Genomic DNA, 26,000 nt, shown 5'->3' on the forward strand with positions numbered 1-26,000 from the left:
GACCCATGAAAGACCTTAAGTCTTACCTTTCAGGCACAATCGCCACCGCTGCCCTGTTTGCCGTCCTTGGTTCGCAGGCCATCGCGGAAACCAGTATGGAGATTGAGGCCGGTATCGGCGGGGCAGACCCCGACCCGGATGCGCCACTGGTAGCGCTGGGTGAACCACCCATCCCGCTGGACAACCCGCAAACCGACGCCAAGATCGAACTGGGCAAAATGCTGTTCTTCGACCCGCGTTTGGGCGGTAACCCATCGACCCCGTGTTCAGCCTGTCACCTGCCCGAAGTGGGCTGGGATGTCGAGGCACCGATCTCGTTTGGCTATCCGGGTACAACCCACTGGCGCAACAGCCAGACCGTTGTGAACTCGGCTTACTATGGAAAACTGTTCTGGGCGGGTTCGTCCAAGAGTCTTGAGAGCCAAGCGAAATCCGCCGCAGGCGGTGCAGTCGCCGGCAATGGCGAGGCCGACATGATGGAGGCGCGTTTGGCCTTCGTTCCTGAATATGTCGAACGGTTCAATGATGTCTTTGGCGATCAATGGCCGCGTATCTCGAACGCATGGCGCGCCATCGCCGCGTTTGAGCGCACCATTGTTCAGACCGACACGCCCTTCGACAATTATCTGCGCGGGGATGATGCGGCACTGACGGACGAGCAAAAGCGCGGGTTGGAGTTGTTCACTGGCAAGGCGCAATGTTCCGAATGCCACAACGGTGCGCTGCTGTCGGATGAGAAATATTACAACACCGGCGTGCCCCCCTATGACGGTTGGCAGGATGATGGTTTGGCTCAAGTCACTTTCCGGTATGAGCTTTATGCCAAAGGCTCGACCGAAGAGATGTATCGCCACACCAAGGACGACCCCGGCTTTTATTTCCGCACCAAGGAAAAGGCTGACAAGGGCAAGTTCCGAACACCAAGCCTGCGCTACACCCTCTATACCGAACCTTACATGCACAATGGCATGTTAGAGACGCTTGAGGATGTGGTCGAATTCTACAACCAGGGCGGTGGCGAGAATGAGTTCTCGGCCAACAAAACCCAGCTGATCCAACCCCTTGGCCTGAATGATCAGGAAAAGGCGGATCTGGTGGCCTTCCTGAAATCCCTGTCCGGTGACGAGATCCTGGTCGAGGAACCTGATCTGCCGGATTACCAGCCGCTTCCTGCGGCAGCAGAGGAGTAAGCGTCATGACAGATCATAACGCAACCGGATACAGCTGTTCGGGCGAGGCCAAAAAGGCCTGCACCGTGAACCGCCGTCAGTTCCTGTTCGCCTCGGGGGCCGCGACCTTTGCCGTGATGGTGGCCATGCCCACCCGTCACGGCCAGGCCGAACAGGTTCCCGCCCTAGTATCCACCTATCCGCGCAAGCTGATCGGCAAACTGTCCGAGCTGGAACAGGATGTTCCGGTCGAATTCTACTACCCGGATGAGGGCGATTATTCGGACTCGATCCTGGTCAAGACCGGCGTGGAAAGCGGCGGTGGCATCGGTCCGGAAAGGGATGTTGTGGCTTTCAACCTCACCTGCACCCACCAGGGCGGGTCGATGTACGACAGCTACAAACCCGAACATAAGGTGCTGGGCCCATGCCCGCTGCACCTGTCCACCTATGACGTGACACGGCACGGTATCCTCGTTTCGGGGCAAGCCTACCAGTCTTTGCCTCAGGTTCTTTTGGAACTGGACGGTGATGACATTTACGCCGTTGGCATGTTCGGCCTGATCTACGGCCGCTACGACAACCTGATTGCATAAGGGGAGACGGTATCATGGCAACCCCGTATTACGTACCCGAAACCAACGTTCCGCTGCCGCCCAAAGGTGCCGAGGTCATCTCGACCGCCTGCGATTACTGCATCGTGGCCTGTGGTTACAAAGTCTACCGCTGGCCCGTGACGGCCAAGCCCGGTGGCCCCACTGCGGACGAGAACGCATTTGGCGAAGATTTCCCGGTTGCACCCTTGGGTGCCTGGGTCGCGCCGAACCAGCACAATATCGTGCTGCACAAAGGTCAGCCGCACCACGTGGTGATCATTCCTGACAAGGACACGCAATACGTCAACACTGACGGCGACAGCTCCTTGCGGGGCGGGTGTATCGCGCAGAAATGCTATAACCCGCAGACACCGACACGTGACCGTCTGAAGACCCCGCTGATGCGGATTTATGGCACATTGATGCCGGTTCCGTGGGATCTGGCGCTGGATGTGGCGGCTGAGGTGGGCAACCACGTCATTGCCAAGCACGGCACCAACGCTTATGGCGTGAAAACCTTCAGCTACCAGTATATCGAGAACACCTATGCGATCTCGAAATACGCGCTGCGGCATATCAACACTGCCAACTTCACCTTCCACGACACGCCGTCTGACGTGACCTCGACCCCCGGTTTCAGGGATGCGGGCTTTGACAACTTTGGCCCCTCCTATGAGGACTGGCGCGATGCGGAAACCCTGCTGGTCTGTGGCACCGACCCGTATGAGACCAAGACCATCCTCTATACCCAGTGGATGATGAAAGGGATGCAGAACGGTCAGAAAGAAATCTATCTGATCCCACGCCGGTCTGCCGGTGTTGCCCATGCCGAGAAAATGGGCGGTCTGCATATCGACGTTCTGCCGGGCACTGACCTGCTTGTCGTCAACGCCATTGCCCGTGTCATCGTGGAAAATGGCTGGGAAGACAGCGACTGGATCAAGAAATGGGTCAACAACAAATGGGAAAGCTCATCCGGCTTTGGTCAGGGCACCCGGAACACGCCATGGCAGTGGCGGACAACCTGGGGCAAGTTCCAGACCAAGGGCTTTGACGACTGGAAGGAATGGCTTCTGTCGCAGGACGAGTTCGCGCCTGAGACCGCTGCGGCCATGGCCGAGATCGACGTGCAGAAGATTTACACGGCCGCCGAACGGCTTGCTAAACCCAAGGATGACGGCTCGCGCCCGAAAACCTCGATCATGATCGAGAAAGGGTTCTATTGGTCCAACAATACCGGCAACACGCAGGCGATTTCCGCTCTGGGCATCATCTGTGGGTGTGGCGGTCGTCCGGGTCAGGTCATTGGCCGGGCCGGTGGCCACCAGCGGGGCGGCGTGAAGGGCGGGAAATACCCGCGCAACAAATCGCCTGAGAAACTGCCGGGTCGTCGTCGCCGTGCCATGGATACTGACCGGTATCTGATCGCGGGCCATACCCGTATGGCCCACGTTATCGGCACCACCTGGATCCAATCCATGTGCGGTAGCCAGCAGCTGGCAGACAAGTTCGAAGAACTCACCGTTCGCAACCCGCACCAGATCGCCTCTTTCGACAAGCAAGAGATGATCGACACGTTGAAGGCCCGCGCCGACAGTGGTGGCATGGTGGTGATCAACCAGGACATCTATCTGCAGGACCCGATCGGCAACCGCTATGCCGACATCGTGTTCCCCGCAGCGACCTGGGGTGAAGAAGACTTCCTGCGTGCAAACGGCGAACGCCGCCTGCGTCTGTATCAGAAGTTCTATGATGCGCCCGGTTCAGCGAAACCTGACTGGTGGATTGTTGGGCAGTTGGCGCAGCGGATGGGCTTTGACGGGTTCGATTGGCAGAACTCGAACGAGGTAGCGGAAGAGGCCGTGCGCTTTACCCGTGGGTCGCGCAAGGACTTCCACGCTGTTTACCGTTTGGCCAAGAAAGAGGGCAAAGGCCTGCACCAGAAGGTCCGTGAGTTCGGCACCGATGGTGTACAATGCCCGGTCATGCTGGATGCCGATGGTGTCACGCTGATTGAAACCAAGCGTCTGCACGACACAACCCGCACATTGCCCGATACCGGAGCGGCAGGCGCGGATGTGTTCAACAAAAAGCTGACGCATTTCAACAGCCAGACCGGCAAGTGCAACATCCAGAAATCGCCCTGGAACCTGTTCTCGGACTATTGGGAATGGCTCAGCCCGAACAAGGAAGAAGGCGAGCTGTGGGCCACCTCGGGTCGGATCAACGAACGCTGGCAATCCGGTTTTGACGACCGCCGTCGCCCGTACATCGTGCAGCGTTGGCCGGAAAACTGGGTCGAAATCCATCCCGACGATGCGGCTGAACGCGGCATCGAAAGCGGCGACTATGTGATGGTGTATTCGGAACGCGTTCCGGGCAACAAACACACGCTGCTGGGTGTGGAAGGCGATGACTTCCAGTTCTCGAAACTGATGGAGAACGGGCATATCGAATTGACCAAAGCGGCGATCACCGCCGTGGCCATGGTCACGCCCGCCATCAAGAAAAGCGTGGTCTACATGGACTTCCTGCACATGCAGCAGCCTGCGAACGCGCTTGAGGGCCGGATCGTCGACTGGATCAGCGGCAACTACAACTACAAGATGGGTGTTGCCAAAGTCCGCAAACTTGGGCCCAGCCCCTACAAGACGTCGTTCCGCACGATGTCCTTTGCACCGCGTGACATCGCCTGATGACAGCATACCGGGGGGCGGACGACATGCCGCCCCTCTGGTTCGGTCCCACTGCAGAAGGGACCACCTGGAAGGCAGGTATCGGTTGGGAAACCTGCCTTCCACTTCCCAACCTTCCCAACACAAACATGGCAGCTTGATATGAACATTCAGACCAACACCGCCCTGAGAGACGAGGCCACCGGCCTGTTTTCCGAATATGCAAAATCCGAATATGACGTCATTCGCCTGCGCGCGATTCAGGCCCTGACGACCATTGGAGCCAGCAATAGCCCGGCCCTGATCGAAGCGCTGCTGGACGACGATGAGGACGTCCGACAGGATGCCGCCCAAGCCTTAGGGGCATTGGGTGTGAAAGAAGCCGCCCCGCAATTGCTTGAAAACCTGATCCACGACCCGTGTGGTGAGGTCAAACTGGCCTGCGTTACCGCCTTGGCCGAGTTGAAGGCAGCGGATGCCGCGCCCTATCTGCGTACGCTCGTAACCGGACGAGGCGACGAGATCACGTGGGACGAAGACGAGCTGCATCAGGATGAGTGGGACGACTGGTTGGACACCCAAATCGCGGCCATCAAGGCGTTGGGCCAGATGGGGGATGCAGCCGCGATTGAACCCATTGTCATGGCTTTGATGGACGAAGACGGGCAGGAGTTGGGCGATGTTGCCTGCGAGGCTTTGGGACGGATTGGCGTACCAGCCGTGCCAACTCTGGGCGTTTTCACACAGTCTTCAAACCGCCGCCTGCGCCACCGCACCTTACGTACCCTGGCGACGATTGGTGGTGAAGAAGCCGAAGGTCTTCTGCGCAAGGCTTTGAATGATAAGGATGGTGCCGTTCGTTTGATTGCCTATGAGGCACTGATGCCTAACAATCCGGTTCTGGTCGAGCGGGCATTGACGGACTCTGTGGAAGAAATTCGGATTGCCGCGCTCAATCAGTCCGGTTTTTCGGAACCCGAACTGCTGGATCGTATGATGCGTGACCCCGGCGCCAAGGTTCAAATGGCGCTGATCGATCGACTGGATCGTAGCCAGCCTATCGCGGATCAGGAAGACTTGCGCTGGCAAGTGCTGGACTTCCTTGCCACCGGTCAACAGCCCGAGGTCTCGGCGCAGGCGTTGGGCCTGTTGTCAGCTTTGGCGCCGACTTTGGTGGCGGATCGCCTGAATGCGCTTTTTTCTGTTGAAAGCGATGACCTCAAGGCTGAGCGCGTGCAATGGGCTATCGTGGATGCTCTTGCGACTTCGCCCCTGCGCGAAGCGGCTGAATGGTTGCAGCGTGCATGTCGCTCGCCCTTCCGGTCCGTTCGGCTCAAGGCTGTGGCGTCTCTTGCCTTGATCGTTACTGACATGGATCGCCCGCATGTAAACCAACAACAGGGACGCGAGTTGTTGCTGTCCTACGCGTTGGCCCCGATGCCGGTTGCAATAGAAGAGGAAGAAAGAGACGCTCCGCTAACCGACATCGCCGCGTTGCAAGACGCGGGTCTTGATGTGTCAGAAGGCGGCGAGAACGGCCCGACATCCAGCCTCGGCGCGATCTTGGGTCATGACGCTATTGCTGCTGAAATGACACAAGAGGCCTCGGAAGACGACGTCCAGCCGCTTAGCCCACGCGAACAAGCTCTGTTGGCCAAGGCGACCCGTCATCCCAAACGCCGTCGCGTGGCGTTGGACGACGATGCCGAGGCGTTAGAAAGGGAAACTCGCATGTCTGCCATCCGCCTGTTGGGCGAAATTCGCGGGATGCAGATCATGCTTGCTCAGATTGCCAAGGACCCCGAAACCGACATAGCACAACACGCCTTTGCAGCGCTTGGCGTTTCGATTGTGCGCAACGGGCTTGAGTTGGACGAAGCGCAACTTGTCGACCTGATCACTCAGGGGCTTTCGCACACAGATTCCACCCTTTCGCTGCAAGCGTTGAAACTGCTGCAAAAGGCCGATCTGCCACCGCAAGACGCGCTGAGAGGTAAGTTGCGGGCGATGATAAAAACCGGAGATACCGCCTTTCGCATCGACGCCATGCACGTCCTAACCCAATGGGATGGCACCCCGGACGTGGCGCGCAGCCTGCTGGATGACATCTCGGCCCCGGTACGGCAAGCAGCGATGCGTCTTTTGTCGGTGACAGCACCGGATCAGGCAGGCGCTGCCATTGTGCCGTTCCTTCTGGCCAACCCCGAGCAGCGAATCCTGACCTATGTCAAAGACGACGCCCCTGCAGTGATGTCCATTGGTCGCCAATTGCTGACCGAGTTGCGCGACGAAGACCACCGCGCCGAATGGCCGGTAATGATAAGCGCGCTGGCCGATTTGTTGGGGGAACCTTCACGGGCGGCCTGAACCCGGAGGGACAGATGACATTTTCGCTGAAACCATGTGCAGCGATATTGGCAGGGGCATTGGCATTTGCTCCTGTCGCGCAGGCCGCGGACGTTCCCGAGGTTGTCGTTGTGCATCAAATCATCGATTTGAATGCCGATACCCCGGCGCATACCTTTCGGTTTGAGCCGAACCTGTTGCGTGTACCCGCCGGTGCAACCGTGCGTTTCAAGGGGTCGACCGGGCGTCACACGGTAACGTCGATTATCCGAATGATCCCCGTCGGAGCCCGTAGTTTCGAGATCAGGGGCAAGCCCGAGATGGACCTGACCTTCGAGAAAGAGGGCGTCTATGGTATTCGCTGCCGCGTGCATGGCCGACACGGAATGGTGATGCTGCTGGTTGTTGGCGATCCCAACTCGAACCTGGAAGAAGCGCGCGCCTATCTGCCCAAGCTCGGTGAGGCCGAGCAGGCTGGGTTTGAAGCGCTGTTCGAACAATTGGAGAACCAAAATGGCTGATGGATGCGCCTGTGACCGCCACGCTCATATGTACCTGTCCGTCGAACAGGCACTGAATCGCGGCTTGGCCGTCTCTGATCCGTTGACCGACACGGAAACATTACCGTTGATCCAAGCGATCGGACGGGTGCTGGCAGAGGACTGCACAAGCAAGGTCGACATGCCAACCTTCGATAATTCGGCAATGGACGGCTATGCGGTTCGGACTCAGGATCTGGGCGACGGTCCGCTGTTCGATTTGCTGGTTGGCGGGCGCATTGCAGCGGGAGACAGCGGTGCGCATTCGGCCCCGCTGGGCAGTGCCCTGCGTATCTTCACCGGCGCGCCGGTTCCAAGCGATTTCGACGCGGTGTTGATGCAGGAAGATTGCGACGTCACAGAGAACGGCATCCGGTTCACCCGCCGGCCGAAACCGGGGCAGCATATCCGCAGGGTGGGCGAAGATCTGAAGGCAGGCGCCCCAATCCTGCGTCGGGGATGCGAGATTACTGCACGAGAAGCAGCGGCCCTTGCCTCTGCCGGGTATGGTGTGGTGAAAGTGGTGCGCAAGCTGAAGGTCACGATCTTTTCAACGGGAAGCGAGCTGAAACAGCCGGGTGACGATCTCGGGCCCGGTCAGATCTACAACTCGAACCGCTATATGCTACGGGCGCTGTTGGACAAGCCCTGGATCGATTTGACCGACAAGGGGCCGGTCGAAGATGACCCAGCCTTGTTGGAGCAGGTTTTGCGTGATGCGTGTGAGACATCTGATCTGATCATCACGACCGGCGGTGTTTCGGTTGGGGATGAAGACCACATGCCACGCTTGTTTGAGGCGATCGGCGGCCGGACCGAAGTGATGAAGGTTGCGATGAAGCCCGGCAAACCGATCATGTTCGGACGGCGCGGGGATGCTCTTTATGTCGGGTTGCCAGGCAATCCAGTGTCGGCCTATGTGACCTGGCAAATTATCGGATCGCAAATGACGGCAAGACGAGCCGGATTGCATCGCGCACCTCAAGTGCCGGAACAAGCGGTTCTGGCGGAGCCGCTGCAACGCCGCGCTGGCCGGCAAGAATACCGACCGGTCCAGATCGAAGGCTTTTCGGCAGATGGCTCGCCGCGCCTGCGGCTGATGGCCCCGTCCTATAGCGGGCGGGTCGCGTTGCTGGCGCAGGCCGACGGCTTGGCGGTCATCCCGGCCGAAACCGAAACAATGTCCCCAGGGCAGGGGCTGGGCTTTCTAAGGTTCTGATGTCGCACGTTATGCTGAAAACTGTTACCGCTCGCGGCTTGCACGATCCAAGCGCGCGCGGTTACAACAGGTCTGCGCCAGCCAGTAACGCCCGCCCGGAAACCCTTATGGTCAAAGAACATATTCTTGTTGTTGATGATGATCCGCAGATCACCTCGTTCTTGCAGAGGTATCTTGAGAAACAGGGTTGTCAGGTCACATGCGCGGCGGATGGCACTGCAATGGATGCGGTTCTGGCCCATGGGGGCGTGGATCTGATCCTGCTGGATATCGGCTTGCCGGGGCGCAATGGCTTTGACATTACGCGTGAGCTTCGCGTTGAATCCAATATCCCGATTATCGTTTTGTCGGGCCGCGATGACATATTTGATCGGGTTGTCGGCCTGGAATTCGGGGCCGACGATTACATCACCAAACCCTTTGAAGCACGTGAGGTTCTGGCGCGTATCAGAACCGTACTGCGCAGAAGCCGAACTGAAGAGAGCGCAACCTCTGAAAACGGGTCTGAATCTGCGCTAATCACATTCGGTGATTGGGTTTTGAACCCTCATGAACGGACGCTGACCTCCAAAGACAGTGGACAGCAAACGCCCCTGACAACGACTGAGTTTGACGTATTGCAAGCTTTTGTCACAAGCCCGCATATGGTTTTTTCACGCGATCAGTTGCTGGACAAGGCGCGGGGGCGCGAGACCGTAGTCGGCGACCGCACAATTGACGTCCACGTATTACGGCTTCGCAAAAAAATCGAACCCGACCCGACCCAGCCGACATTTATCAAGACGGTTCATGGAATCGGATACTGTTTCGCCGCAAACGTGCAGAAATCCGGAGTTTGAATCGTAAAGCCGGTCAGGCAAACGATCCGCTAAGCGTTATCTGGGGCATGAACGGTTTGGTAGATTTTCAACTCGATAGTTTCCCGCTCCTGAGAAAAACAAAAGGCTTCTTGCATTCACATCTCATCAGAACAGTCACATACTCGTCTGCAATTTGTCGCTCTTGTTAAAGTGCATGACGGAATAAGCACTGACGCGGCCATTCACCTGCCTCAATATGCGCCGGTGCACAGACAGTTAGGAACACATCCAGATGCGGTATTCGGCTCTCGCTATTTTGCGACAGGTTCTGAATGGTCACAGGGGTTGGGGCCCCGCGTGGCGAGATCCCGAGCCGCAATCAGACTATGATTTCATCGTTATTGGCGGTGGCGGTCACGGTCTGGCAACTGCCTACTATTTGGCTAAGGAACATGGTGCAGCCAGAATCGCGGTCTTGGAAAAAGGCTGGATCGGTGGTGGTAACGTCGGTCGGAACACAACGATCATCCGGGCCAACTACCTGCTGGACGGCAACCAGCCGTTTTATGAGCTCTCACTCAAGCTATGGGAAAACCTTGAACAGGACCTGAACTATAACGCGATGGTCAGCCAACGCGGTATTCTTAACCTTTGTCACACGGATTCGCAGCGCGACGCTTACCGTCGTCGGGGCAACGCGATGATGTTCACCGACTCAGGCGCCGAACTCCTGGATGCAGAGGGCGTGCGCGCGATGTATCCCTTCCTGAATTTTGACAACGCGCGGTTCCCGATCCTTGGCGGCTTGCTGCACCGGCGTGGTGGCACGGCGCGACATGACGGGGTGGCCTGGGGCTATGCACGCGCGGCGGACCAGCGGGGCGTCGATATCATTCAGAACTGTGAAGTCACCGGGTTTCGTATCGAAAACGGCAAAGTTCTGGGTGTTGAAACCACCCGAGGTTACATCGGAGCCAAAAAGGTGGGCGTTGCTGTTGCAGGTTCGTCTGGTCGCGTGATGGGGCAGGCGGGAATGCGTCTGCCTATCGAAAGTCATGTTTTGCAGGCTTTTGTGTCTGAAGGTCTAAAGCCTGTTTTGGACGGTGTAATCACCTATGGGGCCGGGCATTTTTACATCAGCCAGTCCGACAAAGGCGGGCTGGTGTTTGGTGGCGATATCGACGGCTACAACACCTATGCCCAAAGGGGCAATTTGCCGGTGGTAGAGGATGTTGTTGAAGGGGGCATGGCTGTCATGCCGATGATTGGCCGAACGCGCCTGCTTCGGATGTGGGGCGGTGTGATGGACATGTCGATGGACGGATCACCCTTTATCGATCACACGGGCATCGAGGGCCTCTATTTCAATGGGGGTTGGTGTTACGGCGGCTTCAAGGCAACCCCCGCTTCGGGCTTTTGCTTTGCGCATTTGATGGCCACTGATCGCCCGCATGAGGTCGCCACCGGATATCGCCTCGACCGCTTCAAAACCGGTCGGATGATTGACGAAAGAGGCGCAGGCCCGCAACCGAATCTGCACTGAGGAAGCCAGGACATGATTATCAATCACCCATTGCTTGGCCCGCGTGATGCATCCGAGTTCACCTATCTGGGCGACGCCTCGTTGATCGAACGGCCAGATTGGCAGTCAGAAACGGCGAAAGACGAATTTCACGACTATGTCTACCTGCGGGACAACCCTGCGGGCACGCATCGCGAGCTTTGGTTTCATGAACAGGGTGACCGGTCCTGGCTGGTGGTTACCCGCAATACATTGACGCATGAAATCCTGGCAACGGAACTGGCGCGGGACGTTGCCCGCAAGATGGGGCGCGGGAAATGACTCAGAAAAATCGCTTGCAAGGGGGCTTGGTCGACCGCTCGAAAAAGCTGCGTTTTACCTTCGATGGGAAGTCATACGAAGGCTATCAGGGCGACACGCTGGCCTCGGCCCTTCTTGCCAATGACGTGCGGCTGGTTGGCCGTTCCTTCAAGTATCACCGTCCGCGCGGCGTTCTGGCTGCGGGTTCGGAAGAACCCAACGCGCTTGTCGAATTGCGGACGGGCAACAGGCAGGAACCGAACACGCGCGCGACGACGATCGAACTGTTTGACGGGCTTGAGGCGAAATCGCAGAACCGCTGGCCCTCATTGGCGTTTGATGCGATGTCGATCAACGACCGGTTGTCGCCGTTTCTGACGGCAGGGTTCTATTATAAGACCTTTATGTGGCCCAAAGCGTTCTGGGAAAAGCTGTACGAGCCAATGATCCGCAAGGCCGCGGGTTTGGGCAGTCTGTCACAAGAAGACGATCCGGACATCTACGACAAAGGTTACCTGCATTGCGATGTGCTTGTGATCGGGGCGGGTCCATCGGGATTGATCGCCGCATTGACGGCAGCCCGGTCCGGGGCACGAGTCATTCTGGCGGACGAAGACAGCCAGATGGGCGGTCGCTTGTTGGCCGACAGTGACCGGTTCGAGGGTGTATCGAATGCCGATTGGGTTGCCCAGACGTTGGGCGAGCTGGCGTCGATGGACAATGTCCGCCTGCTGACACGCACCACTGTGTTTGGTGTGTACGACCATGGCATCTTTGGTGCGCTCGAGCGCGTGTCAGATCACCTCGCGGTGCCCGAAGCGGGCAAGCCGCGGCAGATTCTGTGGCGCGTTTACGCCAAGCGTTCGGTATTGTGTGCCGGGGCGACGGAACGGCCCATCGCGTTCGCCAACAATGATCGACCGGGCATCATGCTGGCAGGTGCGATGCGCGAATATGCAAACCGTTGGGCGGTTACACCGGGTCAGCGCGTTGCGATCTTCACCAACAACGACGAAGGCCACTTTGCCGCGCAAGACTTGATCCGCGCAGGGGTAAAAGTCGTCGCTGTGATCGACCCTCGTCACGACGTGCCACGCATTGCCGAGTGCGAGTTACTGGCGGGCGCACAGGTCACAGATGCGCGGGGCCGTCTTGGATTGAAAATGATCACCGTGCAATTGTCCGACGGTCAGACCCGACCGATTGAGGTAAGCGGATTGGGTGTCTCGGGTGGGTGGAACCCGAATGTGCAACTGACGTGTCACCAACGCGGTCGTCCGCAATGGTCAGACACGCTTGCAGCTTTCGTGCCGTCGGCAGATCTGCCAACGGGTATGTGTGTTGCAGGGGCCGCGGCAGGCGAGCTTACCAATTCCGGCGCGCTTGCGTCCGGCAAGGATGCGGCGCTTGCTGCCTTGAAAGATTTGGGGATCAAAGCCAAACGGATCGATTTGCCGGAAAGCAAAGACGAAGAATACCAAATATCTCCGCTCTGGCATGTGCCTGGTAAGGGCCGCGCCTGGTTGGATTTTCAGAACGATGTGACGGTCAAGGACGTCAAGCTGGCAGAGCAGGAAGGGTTCCGAAGTGTCGAGCACCTGAAACGCTATACCACGCTGGGTATGGCGACCGATCAGGGCAAGACAGCAAACGTAGGCGCGCTGGCCGTTATGGCCGAGATCACGGGCAAGAGCATACCTGAAACAGGCACCACCATCTTCCGACCGCCGTATTCGCCGGTGTCGATGGGCGCGTGGGCAGGACGGTCGGTCGGGAAAGATTTCAAACCCACCCGTCTGACGCCCAGCCACCAATGGGCTGAAGAACAGGGCGCTGTGTTCGTCGAGGTTGGCCCGTGGTTGCGTGCGCAATGGTTCCCCCAGCCCGGTGAAACCCATTGGCGTCAATCGGTGGACCGCGAGGTCCTGGCCGTGCGCAGCAGTGTGGGTGTCTGCGACGTCACCACATTGGGTAAGATCGACGTTCAGGGTGCAGATGCAGCCGCCTTCTTGAACAAGATCTATTGCAACGGTTTTGCCAAGCTGCCCGTAGGCAAAACCCGCTATGGGCTCATGCTGCGAGAAGACGGCCTTGTCATGGATGACGGCACTGCAGCGCGTCTGGCCGAGGATCACTTTGTGGTCACCACAACCACAGCCAACGCGGTGGGCGTCTATCGTCATATGGAATTTGTACATCAATGCTTGTTCCCGGACATGGACGTGCAGTTGATTTCGGCCACCGACGCCTGGGCGCAGTTTGCCGTTGCCGGCCCGAAATCTCGTGAGCTGTTGCAGCAGGTCGTTGATCGAGATTTTGACATCAGCAACGAGGCCTTTCCCTTCATGGGGTGCGCCGAAATCACCATTGCAGGCGGCATCCCGGCGCGGTTGTTCCGCATCTCGTTCTCGGGTGAGTTGGCTTTTGAACTTGCAGTGCCCACGCGGTATGGCGATGCGTTGATCCGGCACCTGATGGAGCTTGGTCAACCCTTGGGGGTCACCCCATACGGGATGGAAGCGCTGGGTGTGTTGCGGATCGAGAAAGGTCATGTGACGGGGAATGAACTCAACGGAACTGTCAGCGCCCATAACTTGGGTATGGGCCGTATGGTTTCGACCAAAAAAGACAGTATCGGCGCACCGCTCAGCGCACGAGAGGCCTTGGTTGACCCTGATGGATTGGCTTTGGTCGGCATCCAACCCGTTGATGCCTCAGATACTGTGTTGGCCGGGTCGCATGTCTTTGCGGAAGGCGCGTCACATCTGCCGCAGAACGATCAGGGCTATGTCACTTCGGCCGGCTATTCGCCACACTTGTCCAGCAGCATCGGCCTTGCGTTTGTCCAGCGCGGCGCCGAGCGTCTGGGCGAGACGGTTCAGATCGTGAGCCCGGTGGACAACGTGAACATCCAAGCAACCCTTGTCAGCGCTCACTTCGTTGACCCTGAAGGAGACAGGCTCCGTGCGTGATTTTGTTGCCAAGGCCGCCTTGGGCGGTACCGAACCTCGGAAGGACGTGATTGGAGCGCTGACCTTTCAAGAGCGTGACGACATCGCTTTGGCGTCGATCTCAGCCCGTTTGGGTCAGGAGGAGGCGCTGAAAGCCAAGTTGGCCAGCCTGTGCTCCGTCGCAATCCCCGCGCCTGGATGCAGCGAAGACGGTACAGCCAACAGTTTGCACTGGCTTGGCGCAAATCAATATCTGTGTGAAGAGGCGTTTTCTGGCCCGTTGGTTTTGGCCCGTCGCCTTGCGGATGCACTGGCAGGCATCGCGTCAATCACGGATCAGACGGATGCCTTTGTTCGGATTGATGTGTCCGGACAAGGTGTCGTCGACCTGTTTCAACGCCTTACCGTCCTAGATGTCGAACAGATGTCGGCGGGCGCATTCACCCGCACCGCAATTCATCACGTGGGATGCCTGCTGCGCTGCAATCAGGCGGGGACGACCTTTTCTGTCTATGCACCGCGCAGCTACGCGATCTCGGTTCACCATGCGTTGACGGAAGTAGCAAAGGGCTTATGAGGCTCGGTCACCAAGCGCCTTAGGCTGTTCGGGTCGTACTTAAGCGCGGCACGGTCCGACAAGGAAAACTCTTCGGGGTGGATACGCTGAATGTGCCATGTACCGTTAACTGACCCGCGGCCAGCATATGCTGAACAAGACGCGTCCACCCCGGCGGCAGACCGGCCGCTTCAGTCGGTTCCGAACGTCGGTGTGCTCCAATCCCATTTGGTTACGCTAACACTAAGGTGTGTGAATGTGTTGGTCGCTTCGCTCGGCGTAAGCGTCGGTTTTTTGAATGACCTGTTCCCCCCTCGTTTATAGGGTCCTCCAATCGAAACACGCAAAATCTCTTGCAGCTTTAAGTGCTGGTACGGCGGCTTTTTAGTCTGCCTCCAAGAACCGAAAGCATCGCAAGTGGTGAAAAAAGCGGGAGGAATCCAACGGTACACCATGCCGGGAGACGTGGTGAAATTACCGTAGCTCAAGCCAAAGTGGGCAGAGCCCGTTCAGGGTATGGTGGGTGCAACAAAGCGTTTTGCTCTGTGCCCCGTCGCCTCTCAGTTCAGTTTCGCACACCAAAAAAAACGGCATATGCAAGGAGGAGCAAGCAACATGTCGATACCTGAACCCTTTACGGACGTTGAAATAGAAACGGCGAATGCCGGTTTCTATGAGAATTACAGCGTCCCGATTGCCCTGCTCAGCAAGGCGATCATGGTCGGCCTGGTTTTGTGGGCCTTGGTTTTCCCTGCCAATGCAAACAGCACTCTGGGCAGTTTGAATGGAAAGCTGCTTGAAATTTTCAACAGTTTCTACGTCATCATTGTAGGCCTGTTTTTCTTTTTCCTCGCCATCGTCGCAATTATTCCGGCAACGGGGCGTCGGATTATGGGAACGCCGGGTGAAAAGCCCGAGTTTTCAAACTTTTCTTGGTTTTCCATGATGTTTGGCGCAGGTCTGGGCGTGGGGCTTATGGTATTTGCCACGGCTGAACCCCTCGGGCTATGGGGGTCGAACCCGGTGGTGGTATCCGGCGCGGTCGAAGGAAACTCGCCCGAAGCTCTGCAATCGGCCTACCGCTTCACTTACCTGCACTATGGCTTCCATGCCTGGGCAATCTACGTCGTGACCGGCTTGTCGCTGGCCTATTACGCTTACACCCGTGATATGCCACTGACTATTCGCTCGGCCCTGACCCCGCTGTTCGGTCGTTTCGTCAACGGCTTTTTCGGTCATGTTGTCGATGTTCTGGGCGTTGTTGCTACGATCCTTGGTGTGTCCGTCACCATTGGATACGGCGTCAGCCAATTCATTGACGGTCTGTACGCCATCACTGGTATGGATTGGATCATGGACCTGAGCGGTAAGGTGCCAACCCCCAGCAAAGTGGGTCTGATTACAGGGCTGGTCGTGATTATGACCTTGTCGATCCTGTCTGCTGTGTCGGGCGTTGGGCGCGGTGTCAAATATCTGTCGAACTTGAACCTTGTTCTCTCGGTCATCTTGCTGGGTACGTTCATCGTTTTTGGCTCGTTCGTTTTCGCCATGACCACCTATGGGTCGGCAATGGTCGATTACATCCTGCACTTCCTGTCGCTTAGCTTTAACGCTTATGGCCCGCTATCGGCGGAAGCCTTTGCAGCAGCTTTGCCTGCCGAAGCGCAGGCTCACGCAAAAGACCTCATGGGTGGTGCGACCAACGCTTGGGGCAGCTTTGACGGCTTCAAAAGTGGCTTGGAAGGCGCTGCCGCGCAGTTGGACCAAGCAACCCTTGAGGCGGCATACGCTGCAGGTGAACAAGGGCGTCAATTTGGTTGGCAGGCCGGTTGGACCACGTTCTACTGGGCCTGGTGGATCGCGTTCTCGCCCTTTGTGGGTCTGTTCCTTGCGCGTATCTCCAAAGGCCGGTCCGTGCGTGAATTTATCTTGGGCTGTGTGTTCGCCCCTGCGCTTGTCTGCTTTGCCTGGATGACTGTTCTGGGCGGCACGGCAATTGACCTTGAACTGGCTGGCGCGGCCGAAGGTGCGATCATTGGCGCTTCGAACACCAACAAACTGTTCGTGACGCTGTCTTACATGATCGACGGTGGGCTCCTGTCCATGCTGAACGTGATGTGCGTGATCCTGATCCTGACCTTTCTGGTCACTTCAGCTGACTCAGGCATTTTGGTGATGAACACCATCATGTCTGGTGGCAGCCAGGAAACCGGCGTCAAGCATCGGATAATCTGGGGCGTGATCCTGACTGCAGTGATCGGTGCGCTTATTCTGGCAGCCGGTGCGAACAACCCACTGGACGCATTGCGCAACGCCATGATCATCGGCGCGCTGCCGTTTACCATGGTGATGGGTCTTATGTGCCTTGCGTTGGGTAAAGCTCTGTTCCGGGACAGCCAGCGTGACAAACACGGATCAGTGAGCACGCAGGCGGCTGAATAGTCACGCCAGTTATCGTCAGATTAGTCAGGCCGTCCAAATGGGCGGCCTGATAGTTTGTAAGAACGAAGGTGATAAGTTTTTAGCCTGGCATGAAAAAAGCCCCGGCAGAACCGGGGCCTTTCGGGTTTAGGTGTAAAGACTTACATGCAGGCTTCAACGGCGCGTTTAGTCATCACAGATACAAGATGCGCGCGATACGTTTTGCTACCATGCAAGTCCGAGATCATGTTGGCTGGGTTGACCCGAAGATCCATCAACGCGTCCGGGCGGAATTCCTTACTTAATGCGTCTTCGGCCTCGGACCAACGGAACACGCCATCCTCACTTGCGCCAGTGACAGCCACCCGCACGCCGTCGGCAAAACGGGCAAGGTAAACGCCGACCAGCGCAAACCGAGACGCAGGTTGCAGGAACTTTTGATAGCTTGCAGCCTGCGGCACAGGGAACCGGATCGAGGTTATGATTTCACCTTCTTCAAGTGCGGTGCTGAACATGCCCTCAAAGAACGCATCCGCCGCGATCTGGCGTGTGTTGGTCACAATGGTTGCCGCAGACCCGAGAACCCCGGCCGGATAACAGGCCGCCGGATCGTTGTTGGCCACCGACCCACCGACGGTACCGCGGTTACGCACCGCAGGATCACCGATCTGCCCTGCCAACGCCGCAAGCGCGGGATAAGTCCCCGCGGCCTCGCGCGCCACAGTGGCGTGTGTCGTTGCCCCACCGATTGAGACAGACCCGTCATCTTCAACGCAGACACCCTGCATTTCGGCAATGCCACTCATCGACACCAGCTTGGACGGTGCGGCAAGCCGCTGCTTCAGCGTCGGGATCAAGGTCTGCCCACCTCCCAACGCTTGCGCGTCCTCAGCCCCTAACGCAGCCACGGCGTCGGCAATGGTCGAGGGTTTTTCAAACTCGAAATTGTACATTTCGTTTTCCTTTCCGAAAGGCGCTCTTTGGCCTTCATCTTTTTGGAAATACTCCGGGGAGCGCGAGGGGCTGGCCCCTCGCACCCCAACACCTCAGCTGTTCATCGCCGACCAGACGCGAGACGGGCTCATTGGCATATCGATGTGATCCACCGCCTTGCCGCCCGAGTTCAACGCATCCAGTACCGCATTGACCACCGCAGGTGGCGAGCCAATTGCACCAGCTTCACCGCAACCCTTCACACCAAGTGGATTGTGCGTACAGGGCGTCTGGCTGGAATGGTCGACACCATAAAACGGTACATCATCCGCGCGTGGCATCGCATAATCCATATAGGACGCACTGAGCAGTTGGCCGTTCTCATCATAGGCGCAATTCTCAAGCAGGGCCTGACCGATACCCTGGCCGATGCCTCCATGCACCTGACCGTCAACAATCATCGGGTTGATGATGTTGCCGAAATCATCGGCTGCCGTGAACTTTTCGATGCTGACCTGACCGGTGTCCGGATCGACCTCAACCTCACAGGCATAAGCACCAGCCGGGAAGGTGAAATTGGCCGGATCATAGAAGGCAGTTTCTTCCAGTCCTGGTTCGACTTCCAGCGGGAAGTTGTGCGGGACGTACGCTGTCAGGGTCACGTCACCCCAGGCCACTGACTTGTCGGTGCCTGCCACACTGAATTGACCGTCTTTCAGCTCGATATCGGCCTCGGACGCTTCCAACAGGTGTGCGGCGATCTTTTTGGCTTTTTCGATCACCTTCTCAGTTGCCTTGACCATAGCCGAGCCGCAGACAGCCAACGAACGAGAACCATATGTGCCCATGCCAAACGGAATCTTCGACGTATCGCCATGTACGATTTCGACCATCGACTCATCAATGCCAATCATGTCGGCCACAACCTGCGGGAAGGCGGTCTCGTGCCCTTGCCCATGACTGTGTGCGCCGACCATAACACTGATTGAACCGGTGGCGTTCACGCGAACAGTGGCTGCATCATAAAGACCCGCGCGGGCCCCGAGCATCCCAACAATGTTGGATGGCGCAATGCCACACGCTTCGATGTAGCAGTTGATGCCCAAGCCCCGCAGTTTGCCGTTGGCTTCGCTTTGCGAGCGACGCGCGGCAAAGCCTGCCAGATCAGCAGCGGCCTCAAGCTTGTCCATCGTCCCGTTATAGTCCCCGGTGTCATAGGTCAGCGCCACCGGTGTGTCATAGGGGAACTGAGTGACAAAGTTCTGACGACGCAGCGCTATCGGGTCGACGCCCAACTCGCGCGCCGCCTTATCCACTACGCGCTCCAACTGGAACGTCGCTTCGGGGCGACCTGCACCACGATAGGCATCCACGGGCACTGTGTTGGTGAACATTGCTTTCACATTCACCTGAATCACCGGCGTCTTGTAGTTGCCCGCCATCAGTGTCCCATGCAGCCAGGTTGGAACCGAGCTTGAGAAGGTCGACAGATACGCGCCCAAATTGGCAAAGGTGTTGGTTCGCAGACCGATGAAATTGTTATCTGCATCCAGCGCCAGTTCGATAGTGCTGACATGGTCACGGCCATGGGCATCTGACATGAACGCTTCGGACCGGCTGGAGGTCCATTTGACCGGACGACCACAGGCCTTGGCAGCAAAGGTGCAAAACGCTTCTTCCGCATAATGAAAGATCTTCGTGCCAAAACCACCGCCTACATCAGGGGCTACAACGCGCACCTTATGCTCGGGCAGGCCCAGAACAAAAGCGCACATCAACAAGCGGATCACATGCGGGTTTTGCGACGTGGTATAGAGCGTATATTCGTCCGTTCCACGCTTGTATTCACCAACGGCGACGCGCGGTTCCATCGGGTTCGCGACCAGACGGTTGTTGACCAGATCCAGCGTTGTCACATGCGCGGCATTGGCAAAGACTTCATCGACCTTGGCGTCGTCAGTTTCACCCAACTGCCAATCGTAACAGATGTTGTTCTTCAGATCGTCATGAACCAGCGTTGCGCCATCCTGCGCTGCAGCCTTCATGTCGATCACAGCGGGCAGTTCTTCGATGTCCAGATCGATAGCTTCGGCAGCGTCACGCGCCTGTTCAAGGCTGTCGGCCACAACTGCGGCAATCGGATCGCCCACATGGCGCACTTTGCCTTGTGCCAGAATGGGGTGCGGAGGCTCTTGCATGGGTGCGCCGTGCTTGTCGGTCACCTCCCAGCCGCAGGGCATCCCGCCTACGCCTTCGAAATCCTTGCCGGTGAATACCTTTACCACACCGGGCATGGCTGCGGCGGCAGAGGTGTCTATTGATTTGATCCGACCATGCGCAATGTCGGACCGCAGAAAATGTACATAGGCCTGACCATGTACGTTGATATCGTCGGTATAGTTACCTGCTCCGGTCAGAAAGCGTACGTCCTCACGCCGCTTGGAACTGGCTCCGATGCCACTGTCTTTGGGCATTGCTTGTTCTCCTCCCTGGAAAAGAATTTTCGTCGAAAACTCTTGCCCGCCTCACTCGGCGGCGATGCTGGAAACGTCCTGACCGGATGCGGCCATGATCGCTTTGACAATGTTGTGGTAGCCGGTGCAGCGGCACAGGTTGCCTTCCAGATATTTCCGGATTTCAGCCTCGGTGGGACGCGGATTGTCCTTCAACAGCGCGGCTGCGCTCATCACCATCCCCGGAGTGCAGAACCCACACTGAAGTCCATGATGGTCCTGAAACGCCTGCTGGATCACGTTCAACGACCCATCCGCATTGGCCTGACCTTCGATCGTTCCTACGTCGGCCCCGTCGGCTTCAGCCGCAAGCATGTTGCAAGACTTCACAGCCTCGCCGTTCACATGCACCACGCAGGCACCGCATTGCGCTGTGTCGCAACCTACGTGAGTGCCCGTCAAAGACAGATGCTCGCGCAGAAAACCGGACAACAAAGTCCGCCCTTCGACGTCTCCGCTTACGGCTTTGCCGTTCACGGTCATTGAAATCTTCATGAATTTCTCCTCCCTGAATTCTTTTGGTTCAATCGCCCAATACGCGTTTGAACCAGCCTTTCTTTTCTTCCTTGTCCTCAACGCCATCCGAAGTTTCCGCCTCGGGCTCTGGTTGAGGTTCGACAGCGTTCTGAAAATTCTCAAAAAACTGGTCAGCCAGTTTTCTGGCAACGCCGTCGATGACCCGTCCTCCCAACTGGGCCAGCTTTCCGCCAACACGCGCGTCGACGTTGTATGTCAGCAAAGTGCCTTCGGGGGCGTCTGCCAGACTGACCTCTGCAGATCCTTTGGCGAACCCTGCCGCTCCGCCCTTACCTTCACCCGAGAGCTTCACGCTTTCAAGCGCCACGAGATCAGAAAGGGTAACGGCCCCTTTGAAGGTCGCTTTGACAGGTCCAACTTTCTGCACGACTGTCGCTTCGAAACCTTCTTCTACCGAGCCTGTCATTTCCTGACACCCCGGCACACATTCCTTCAGAACGTCTGCCGACAAAAGCGCATCCCAGACCTTAGATCGTGGCGCGGCTATGACGCGACTGTCACTGAGTTCCATTAAACGTCTCCGAACATTTTTTGTTACGCTACGCGGTGTTGACTGCCATGCCTATAAGACCTTGGGCGTAGTCATCGCCGTGAGCGGGGGCAATGTTAACTACTCTGACGCCCCATTGCGCCGCAGGCAACGCATTTGTCATCTACGACCTTCGCCCAGTAGGGGTGGTTTTCATTGAGTGTTAGGATTGTTTAGGCTGGAGCCAACCCGATTACAAAAGGCGATACCAAATGCTTGCCGATTCCGCCCGCCGGGCAGATTTCAAGAACGTACTGATTGTTGATGACCACCCCCTGTTCTGCGACGCGCTTTCGATGACGTTGCAAACCGTGGCGCAGATCGGCGACATCCACACAGCAGACAGGCTGGAAGGGGCCATGGACCTACTGGCGCAGGGGTTGAAGCCGGATGCCGTCATGCTGGACCTTAACCTGCCGGACGTGGATGGGCTGGACGGGCTGGTCCGCCTGAAAGCGGCCGCGAGTGTTCCGGTTATTGTCGTTTCTTCGCTGACGGACAGCCGAGTCGTCAGTCAGGTAATACAGGCCGGGGCATCAGGCTATGTGCCCAAGCACAGTCAACGCGATGTGTTTCGTACCGCAATCGAGACGGTGCAATCCGGCAATATCTTTGTACCTGAAGGTTGCGTGCTGATCGAAGCGGAAGACGACGATGAACACAGCGATGCAGTCAACCGTTTGGCAACGCTGACAAATCAGCAATCGCGTATTCTACAGCTAATCTGCGAAGGTAAGCTAAACAAACAAATCGCCTATGATCTTTCAATTGCTGAGACCACAGTAAAGGCGCATGTGACTGCAATTATGCGGAAACTGGGCGTGCAAAGCCGTACGCAAGCGGTTTTGATTGCCAAGAAAGCGTCTTTTGCCAGTGTCTTGCAAGAACAGGGCTAAGCGTCATAGTCTCGCCCCATCGTCGCGCTTTGAGGGAGGAGGCACGATGGACCAAGCTTTCGGGTGGGCAGAGGCCCCGGCCCGTGCGCCAGGCATCGTCAAAACGGCTTTCGTCCAATACGACAGCGCTCAGGCAATCAAAACGCTTGAACGTAACCTGGGTGACGGGCCTTTTGCGCTTGTCATTCTTTTCGTGAGCTCAAGTGCGGATGCGTCTGCCGTCATATCAGAGGCTGAGGAGGTTTTTGCCCCAACACCCGTCGTGGGTTGCACCACCGCCGGAGAGCTGGCTGATGATGGCTATAGTGAAGACAAGATCGTCGCTATTGCCATGCCAAAGAGCCACTTTGAAACCCGCACCGTCCTGGTTCCCGACCTGGACGATTTCGATGCAGAGAACATCATCAACAAGATGATCAACAACCGTCATTACATGATGGAGTCCTCGCCCGACTGGCTACATGAGTTCACATTCCTGATGATTGATGGATTATCGACCAAAGAGGATGCACTGACTTCTGAGCTTGCAGTTGGCTTGGGGCCTGTGCCTCTGTTTGGTGGTTCAGCCGGTGATGGCACGCGGTTTGGGCAAACTTATGTGCTGCACGAGGGCCGCGCGCGAAGCAATGCTGCCATTCTGACCCAGGTCCGCACGCGCTGTCCGATCAGGGTGTTCAAAACCGATCACCTTGTACCTGCCCAGCGGCGCATGGTCGTGACCAAGGCTGATCCGGGCAAGCGGATTGTGCAAGAGATCAACGCAGAGCCAGCCGCCCGCGAATACGCGCGCATACTGGGGAAAGACCCAGAGCAACTGACAACCTTTACATTTGCCGCCCATCCTGTGGTCGTCCAAATTGGCGGGCAGCACCATGTGCGTGCGATTCAGCAGGTGGCGGGTAATGGGGATTTGGTGTTTTTCTCGGCCATCGATGAAGGTCTCGTTCTGACACTGGCAGAGCCGCGGGACATGGTTGAACATCTGGAGGAGGAAATCGGGGCGCTGTCCGAAAGGCAACAACCCGACACGATTCTGGGCTGCGACTGTATCCTGCGCCGATTGGAAGCGCAGGAAAAACAGAAAACGCGGGACATCTCGGACATCCTGGCGCGCAATCATGTGTTTGGGTTCTCGACCTACGGCGAACAATACAATTCGATCCACGTGAACCAGACCCTTACAGGTGTTGCGATCTATCCGCCCGAGAAAGAGTAACCCATGATCGAGCATCTTACGGATCCTTCGGACTCCATAGAGCGTCAGAATGAGAAGCTGCGCAAAATCGTCGAGGCGTTGATGCGGCGCGTCGAAGAGTCCACCGATGCATCTGGGGCCGCTTATGCGCAGTTCCAACGTGCGGCCGTTCTGGAACAAGAGGTCCGCGCCCGAACGGATGATCTTGAGCGCGCGCTTGAGCTGTTGAACGACTCCAACGCGAGGTTGGCACAAGCCAACAAGGAAACCGAAGCCGCGCGGGCCGACCTCGCCAATGCAATCGAAACGGTGCAGGAAGGGTTTGCCCTGTTCAATCGGGATGAGCAGCTGGTGCTTTGCAATAGCCGTTTCGGGTCGCACATGCCTGACATTCAAAAATGGCTGAACCCGGGGCTCGGTTTTGCTGACTATGTCCAGCTGTTAAGCCAGTCCAAATTCTTGTCATTGCCGGAAGGGGTAACCCCAGATGATTGGGGTCAAGCCCGTCTGGACCGGCACAGCGAAGATCATGTGGTCTTCAACGTCCGGCTGGTTGGCAATCGCTGGGTGCAGGTGTCCGAACACCGCACCCCAGATGGTGGAACTGTGATCCTGCAGACCGATGTGACCGACATTATGCGCATCGAACGGCAGGAGAGGGATCGGATTCTGGATGACAAGGCCCGGCTGATCCGGGCAACCTTGGAACACATCGAACAGGGCGTTTGTATTTTTGACAACAAACACCGCCTGATCGGTTGGAACAATCGTGCGAGCGAATTGCTGGCTATTCCAATGACCCAGTTTCAGATGGGAACACGTTTTGACACGCTGTCTCAACGCCTTAGCGCGAATATTTCCTTTCAAAAGGGAATAAATGAACAAGATCTGCTGAATTGGGTTCGCCGAAGAACCTCACGACGGCCGCTGCAGTTTCAGATGCATCGGGGTCGTTCCAAAATCCTATCTGTTTTTGCTCAGGAAATGCCGGACCGAGGGTTTGTGATCTCGTTCACCGACGTCACGGCAGAACGAAAATCAGCCGAGGCGCTTTATGAGGCAAAGGAACTGCTGGAACAGCGCGTGGCATCGCGCACGATGGAGCTGGCGGATGCGCTAAACGAGGCCGAACGAGCAAACGCATCAAAATCGCGATTTGTGGCCGCCGCCAGCCACGATTTGCTGCAACCTTTGTCGGCTGCAAAACTATACGTCGCTTCACTGGGCAGTGGATTGAACCAAGTGGATGCTCAGACGGTTGCCGCAAAAGCAGAGAGCGCCTTGAACAGCGTGGAACACATTCTCGAGGCTTTGCTGGATATCTCGAAACTGGACTCGGGACGGGCCCGCGTACATTTGTCCCCGGTTTCACTGAGGCAGATGTTTTCTCAAATCGAAGATGCATTTCGCCCGATTGCGCAGGCCAAAGGCTTGGATTTGCGCTTTGTGGACACAAGCGCCGTTGTGACCAGTGATGCCAGCTATTTGCGACGCATCCTTCAAAACCTGTTGTCGAATGCGATCCGTTATACTGAAACGGGAAAGGTTTTGGTCGGTGTAAGGCGGCGCAAGAAAACTGTGTCTCTTGAAGTTTGGGATACTGGGATTGGGATCGCGCCTGATCACAGAGACACCGTTTTTCAGGAGTTCCAGCGTTTACACTCAGATGCCAGCGCAGCGGAAGGTATGGGTTTGGGTCTTGCGATCGTCGAACGGGCCTGCGGTCTGTTGCACCACCCGATCAACTTGCGGTCAGAGGTAGGTAAGGGCACCGGTTTTTCGGTTGAAACCCCTCTGGCAAAGACAAAACCGGCGGGGGCCCGCGTTCCATCTGCACGTCAAACACCAAATCCCAGTTTGCCTTGCAACACCGTCACCTTGCTGATTGAAAACGACGAGAACTTGCGCAGTGCCTTGCGCATGACCATTGAGGCCTGGGGCGTTGAGGTTCTGGAAGCCGAAAGTGGCGAGGGTGCTGTCCAACTTTTGCACGAAATAGGCATCCTGCCCGATGTCATTGTCGCAGACTATCAGTTGAACAATGATGAAACCGGAATCGATGCTGTAAACGCTTTGGTCCGTGCGTTTGGCCCGCTACCGGGGTGCATCATCTCGGCCAACAGGTCCCCGGATATTGTCGATTACTGCGCGCAGGCTGACCTTCCATTGCTTTACAAGCCCATTGACGCGCAATTGCTGAAGGCGACTTTGGAAGCTTCGGTTTTGCGACGCGAGTAACCGCCCAAATTATTGCGATCTTGAAAGGTCTGGGGTCTTTCACTTGTTGAAACGGGTGGTTAAGA

Annotated in this window: 19 protein-coding genes; 15 read left to right on the plus strand and 4 right to left on the minus strand. The window is 57.1% G+C overall.

Going from position 1 to position 26,000, the window contains the following annotated elements:
• Positions 1-5: 5 nt before the first annotated feature.
• The 12 genes from GOV90_RS10230 to GOV90_RS10285 all read left to right on the plus strand — a co-directional run bounded on the left by GOV90_RS10230 (position 6) and on the right by GOV90_RS10285 (position 17,115).
• Positions 6-1,190, plus strand: coding sequence for a cytochrome-c peroxidase (locus tag GOV90_RS10230; RefSeq protein ID WP_171094650.1), 1,185 nt, complete (start codon positions 6-8; stop codon positions 1,188-1,190).
• Between the two features lie 5 nt (positions 1,191-1,195).
• Complete coding sequence (locus GOV90_RS10235) at positions 1,196-1,765, plus strand: arsenate reductase (azurin) small subunit (protein WP_171094652.1); 570 nt, start codon at positions 1,196-1,198, stop codon at positions 1,763-1,765.
• 14 nt (positions 1,766-1,779) lie between these two features.
• Complete coding sequence (locus GOV90_RS10240; protein WP_171172842.1) at positions 1,780-4,461, plus strand: arsenate reductase (azurin) large subunit; 2,682 nt, start codon at positions 1,780-1,782, stop codon at positions 4,459-4,461.
• Between the two features lie 141 nt (positions 4,462-4,602).
• Positions 4,603-6,807, plus strand: a complete 2,205-nt coding sequence (locus GOV90_RS10245) for a HEAT repeat domain-containing protein (protein WP_171094656.1) — start codon at positions 4,603-4,605, stop codon at positions 6,805-6,807.
• A gap of 14 nt (positions 6,808-6,821) precedes the next feature.
• Positions 6,822-7,307 carry a plastocyanin/azurin family copper-binding protein gene (locus GOV90_RS10250; RefSeq protein ID WP_171094658.1) on the plus strand — a complete coding sequence of 162 codons (486 nt, stop codon included), beginning with the start codon at positions 6,822-6,824 and terminating at the stop codon, positions 7,305-7,307.
• Complete coding sequence (gene glp / locus GOV90_RS10255) at positions 7,300-8,544, plus strand: gephyrin-like molybdotransferase Glp (RefSeq protein ID WP_171094660.1); 1,245 nt, start codon at positions 7,300-7,302, stop codon at positions 8,542-8,544. Before GOV90_RS10250 ends, glp begins: the two co-directional genes overlap by 8 nt.
• Positions 8,545-8,555: 11 nt before the next feature.
• Positions 8,556-9,383, plus strand: coding sequence for a response regulator (locus tag GOV90_RS10260; RefSeq protein ID WP_253284766.1), 828 nt, complete (start codon positions 8,556-8,558; stop codon positions 9,381-9,383).
• Between the two features lie 253 nt (positions 9,384-9,636).
• Positions 9,637-10,887, plus strand: coding sequence for a sarcosine oxidase subunit beta family protein (locus GOV90_RS10265; protein WP_171094661.1), 1,251 nt, complete (start codon positions 9,637-9,639; stop codon positions 10,885-10,887).
• Positions 10,888-10,899: 12 nt separating this feature from the next.
• Positions 10,900-11,187 (plus strand): sarcosine oxidase subunit delta, encoded by a 288-nt coding sequence (locus tag GOV90_RS10270; protein ID WP_171094664.1) that lies wholly within the window; start codon positions 10,900-10,902, stop codon positions 11,185-11,187.
• A complete protein-coding gene (locus tag GOV90_RS10275; RefSeq protein ID WP_171094666.1) occupies positions 11,184-14,138 on the plus strand; it encodes a sarcosine oxidase subunit alpha family protein in 2,955 nt (984 codons plus the stop codon). The genes GOV90_RS10270 and GOV90_RS10275 overlap by 4 nt, the downstream gene beginning before the upstream one ends.
• Positions 14,131-14,694: a sarcosine oxidase subunit gamma gene (locus tag GOV90_RS10280; RefSeq protein ID WP_171094668.1), complete on the plus strand. Its 564-nt coding sequence runs from the start codon at positions 14,131-14,133 to the stop codon at positions 14,692-14,694. The genes GOV90_RS10275 and GOV90_RS10280 overlap by 8 nt, the downstream gene beginning before the upstream one ends.
• A gap of 594 nt (positions 14,695-15,288) precedes the next feature.
• Positions 15,289-17,115, plus strand: coding sequence for a BCCT family transporter (locus GOV90_RS10285; RefSeq protein ID WP_171094671.1), 1,827 nt, complete (start codon positions 15,289-15,291; stop codon positions 17,113-17,115).
• A gap of 140 nt (positions 17,116-17,255) precedes the next feature.
• Here GOV90_RS10285 and GOV90_RS10290 read toward each other — a convergent pair whose 3' ends face one another.
• The 4 genes from GOV90_RS10290 to GOV90_RS10305 form a co-directional block, all read right to left on the minus strand.
• The gene (locus tag GOV90_RS10290; RefSeq protein WP_171094672.1) at positions 17,256-18,047 is read right to left on the minus strand and encodes a xanthine dehydrogenase family protein subunit M; all 792 of its coding nucleotides are present in this window, start codon (positions 18,045-18,047) and stop codon (positions 17,256-17,258) included.
• Positions 18,048-18,140: 93 nt separating this feature from the next.
• Positions 18,141-20,501 carry a xanthine dehydrogenase family protein molybdopterin-binding subunit gene (locus GOV90_RS10295; RefSeq protein WP_171094674.1) on the minus strand — a complete coding sequence of 787 codons (2,361 nt, stop codon included), beginning with the start codon at positions 20,499-20,501 and terminating at the stop codon, positions 18,141-18,143.
• Positions 20,502-20,552: 51 nt separating this feature from the next.
• The gene (locus GOV90_RS10300) at positions 20,553-21,035 is read right to left on the minus strand and encodes a (2Fe-2S)-binding protein (RefSeq protein ID WP_171094676.1); all 483 of its coding nucleotides are present in this window, start codon (positions 21,033-21,035) and stop codon (positions 20,553-20,555) included.
• Between the two features lie 28 nt (positions 21,036-21,063).
• The gene (locus GOV90_RS10305) at positions 21,064-21,588 is read right to left on the minus strand and encodes a CoxG family protein (RefSeq protein ID WP_171094677.1); all 525 of its coding nucleotides are present in this window, start codon (positions 21,586-21,588) and stop codon (positions 21,064-21,066) included.
• A 230-nt stretch (positions 21,589-21,818) separates the two neighbouring features.
• On the opposite strand from GOV90_RS10305, the gene GOV90_RS10310 reads away from it, so the two are divergent.
• The 3 genes from GOV90_RS10310 to GOV90_RS10320 are packed head-to-tail and all read left to right on the plus strand — an operon-like array spanning position 21,819 to position 25,935.
• On the plus strand, positions 21,819-22,502 hold the full coding sequence (locus tag GOV90_RS10310) for a response regulator transcription factor (protein WP_171094679.1): 684 nt from the start codon (positions 21,819-21,821) through the stop codon (positions 22,500-22,502).
• A 46-nt stretch (positions 22,503-22,548) separates the two neighbouring features.
• Positions 22,549-23,718, plus strand: coding sequence for an FIST N-terminal domain-containing protein (locus GOV90_RS10315; protein ID WP_171172843.1), 1,170 nt, complete (start codon positions 22,549-22,551; stop codon positions 23,716-23,718).
• Positions 23,719-23,721: 3 nt separating this feature from the next.
• A complete protein-coding gene (locus GOV90_RS10320; protein ID WP_171094683.1) occupies positions 23,722-25,935 on the plus strand; it encodes a PAS-domain containing protein in 2,214 nt (737 codons plus the stop codon).
• Positions 25,936-26,000: the final 65 nt, after the last annotated feature.

It is taken from the genome of Ruegeria sp. HKCCA5929 (assembly GCF_013034525.1).
Classification (GTDB): Bacteria; Pseudomonadota; Alphaproteobacteria; order Rhodobacterales; family Rhodobacteraceae; genus Ruegeria.

What these genes read in the sequence shown, in the direction of transcription:
- GOV90_RS10230 (WP_171094650.1), top strand. Translation starts at nt 6, where the DNA reads ATGAAAGACCTTAAGTCTTACCTTTCAGGCACAATCGCCACCGCTGCC.
- GOV90_RS10235 (WP_171094652.1), top strand. Translation starts at nt 1,196, where the DNA reads ATGACAGATCATAACGCAACCGGATACAGCTGTTCGGGCGAGGCCAAA.
- GOV90_RS10240 (WP_171172842.1), top strand. Translation starts at nt 1,780, where the DNA reads ATGGCAACCCCGTATTACGTACCCGAAACCAACGTTCCGCTGCCGCCC.
- GOV90_RS10245 (WP_171094656.1), top strand. Translation starts at nt 4,603, where the DNA reads ATGAACATTCAGACCAACACCGCCCTGAGAGACGAGGCCACCGGCCTG.
- GOV90_RS10250 (WP_171094658.1), top strand. Translation starts at nt 6,822, where the DNA reads ATGACATTTTCGCTGAAACCATGTGCAGCGATATTGGCAGGGGCATTG.
- glp (WP_171094660.1), top strand. Translation starts at nt 7,300, where the DNA reads ATGGCTGATGGATGCGCCTGTGACCGCCACGCTCATATGTACCTGTCC.
- GOV90_RS10260 (WP_253284766.1), top strand. Translation starts at nt 8,556, where the DNA reads ATGCTGAAAACTGTTACCGCTCGCGGCTTGCACGATCCAAGCGCGCGC.
- GOV90_RS10265 (WP_171094661.1), top strand. Translation starts at nt 9,637, where the DNA reads ATGCGGTATTCGGCTCTCGCTATTTTGCGACAGGTTCTGAATGGTCAC.
- GOV90_RS10270 (WP_171094664.1), top strand. Translation starts at nt 10,900, where the DNA reads ATGATTATCAATCACCCATTGCTTGGCCCGCGTGATGCATCCGAGTTC.
- GOV90_RS10275 (WP_171094666.1), top strand. Translation starts at nt 11,184, where the DNA reads ATGACTCAGAAAAATCGCTTGCAAGGGGGCTTGGTCGACCGCTCGAAA.
- GOV90_RS10285 (WP_171094671.1), top strand. Translation starts at nt 15,289, where the DNA reads ATGTCGATACCTGAACCCTTTACGGACGTTGAAATAGAAACGGCGAAT.
- GOV90_RS10290 (WP_171094672.1), bottom strand. Translation starts at nt 18,047, where the DNA reads ATGTACAATTTCGAGTTTGAAAAACCCTCGACCATTGCCGACGCCGTG.
- GOV90_RS10295 (WP_171094674.1), bottom strand. Translation starts at nt 20,501, where the DNA reads ATGCCCAAAGACAGTGGCATCGGAGCCAGTTCCAAGCGGCGTGAGGAC.
- GOV90_RS10300 (WP_171094676.1), bottom strand. Translation starts at nt 21,035, where the DNA reads ATGAAGATTTCAATGACCGTGAACGGCAAAGCCGTAAGCGGAGACGTC.
- GOV90_RS10305 (WP_171094677.1), bottom strand. Translation starts at nt 21,588, where the DNA reads ATGGAACTCAGTGACAGTCGCGTCATAGCCGCGCCACGATCTAAGGTC.
- GOV90_RS10310 (WP_171094679.1), top strand. Translation starts at nt 21,819, where the DNA reads ATGCTTGCCGATTCCGCCCGCCGGGCAGATTTCAAGAACGTACTGATT.
- GOV90_RS10315 (WP_171172843.1), top strand. Translation starts at nt 22,549, where the DNA reads ATGGACCAAGCTTTCGGGTGGGCAGAGGCCCCGGCCCGTGCGCCAGGC.
- GOV90_RS10320 (WP_171094683.1), top strand. Translation starts at nt 23,722, where the DNA reads ATGATCGAGCATCTTACGGATCCTTCGGACTCCATAGAGCGTCAGAAT.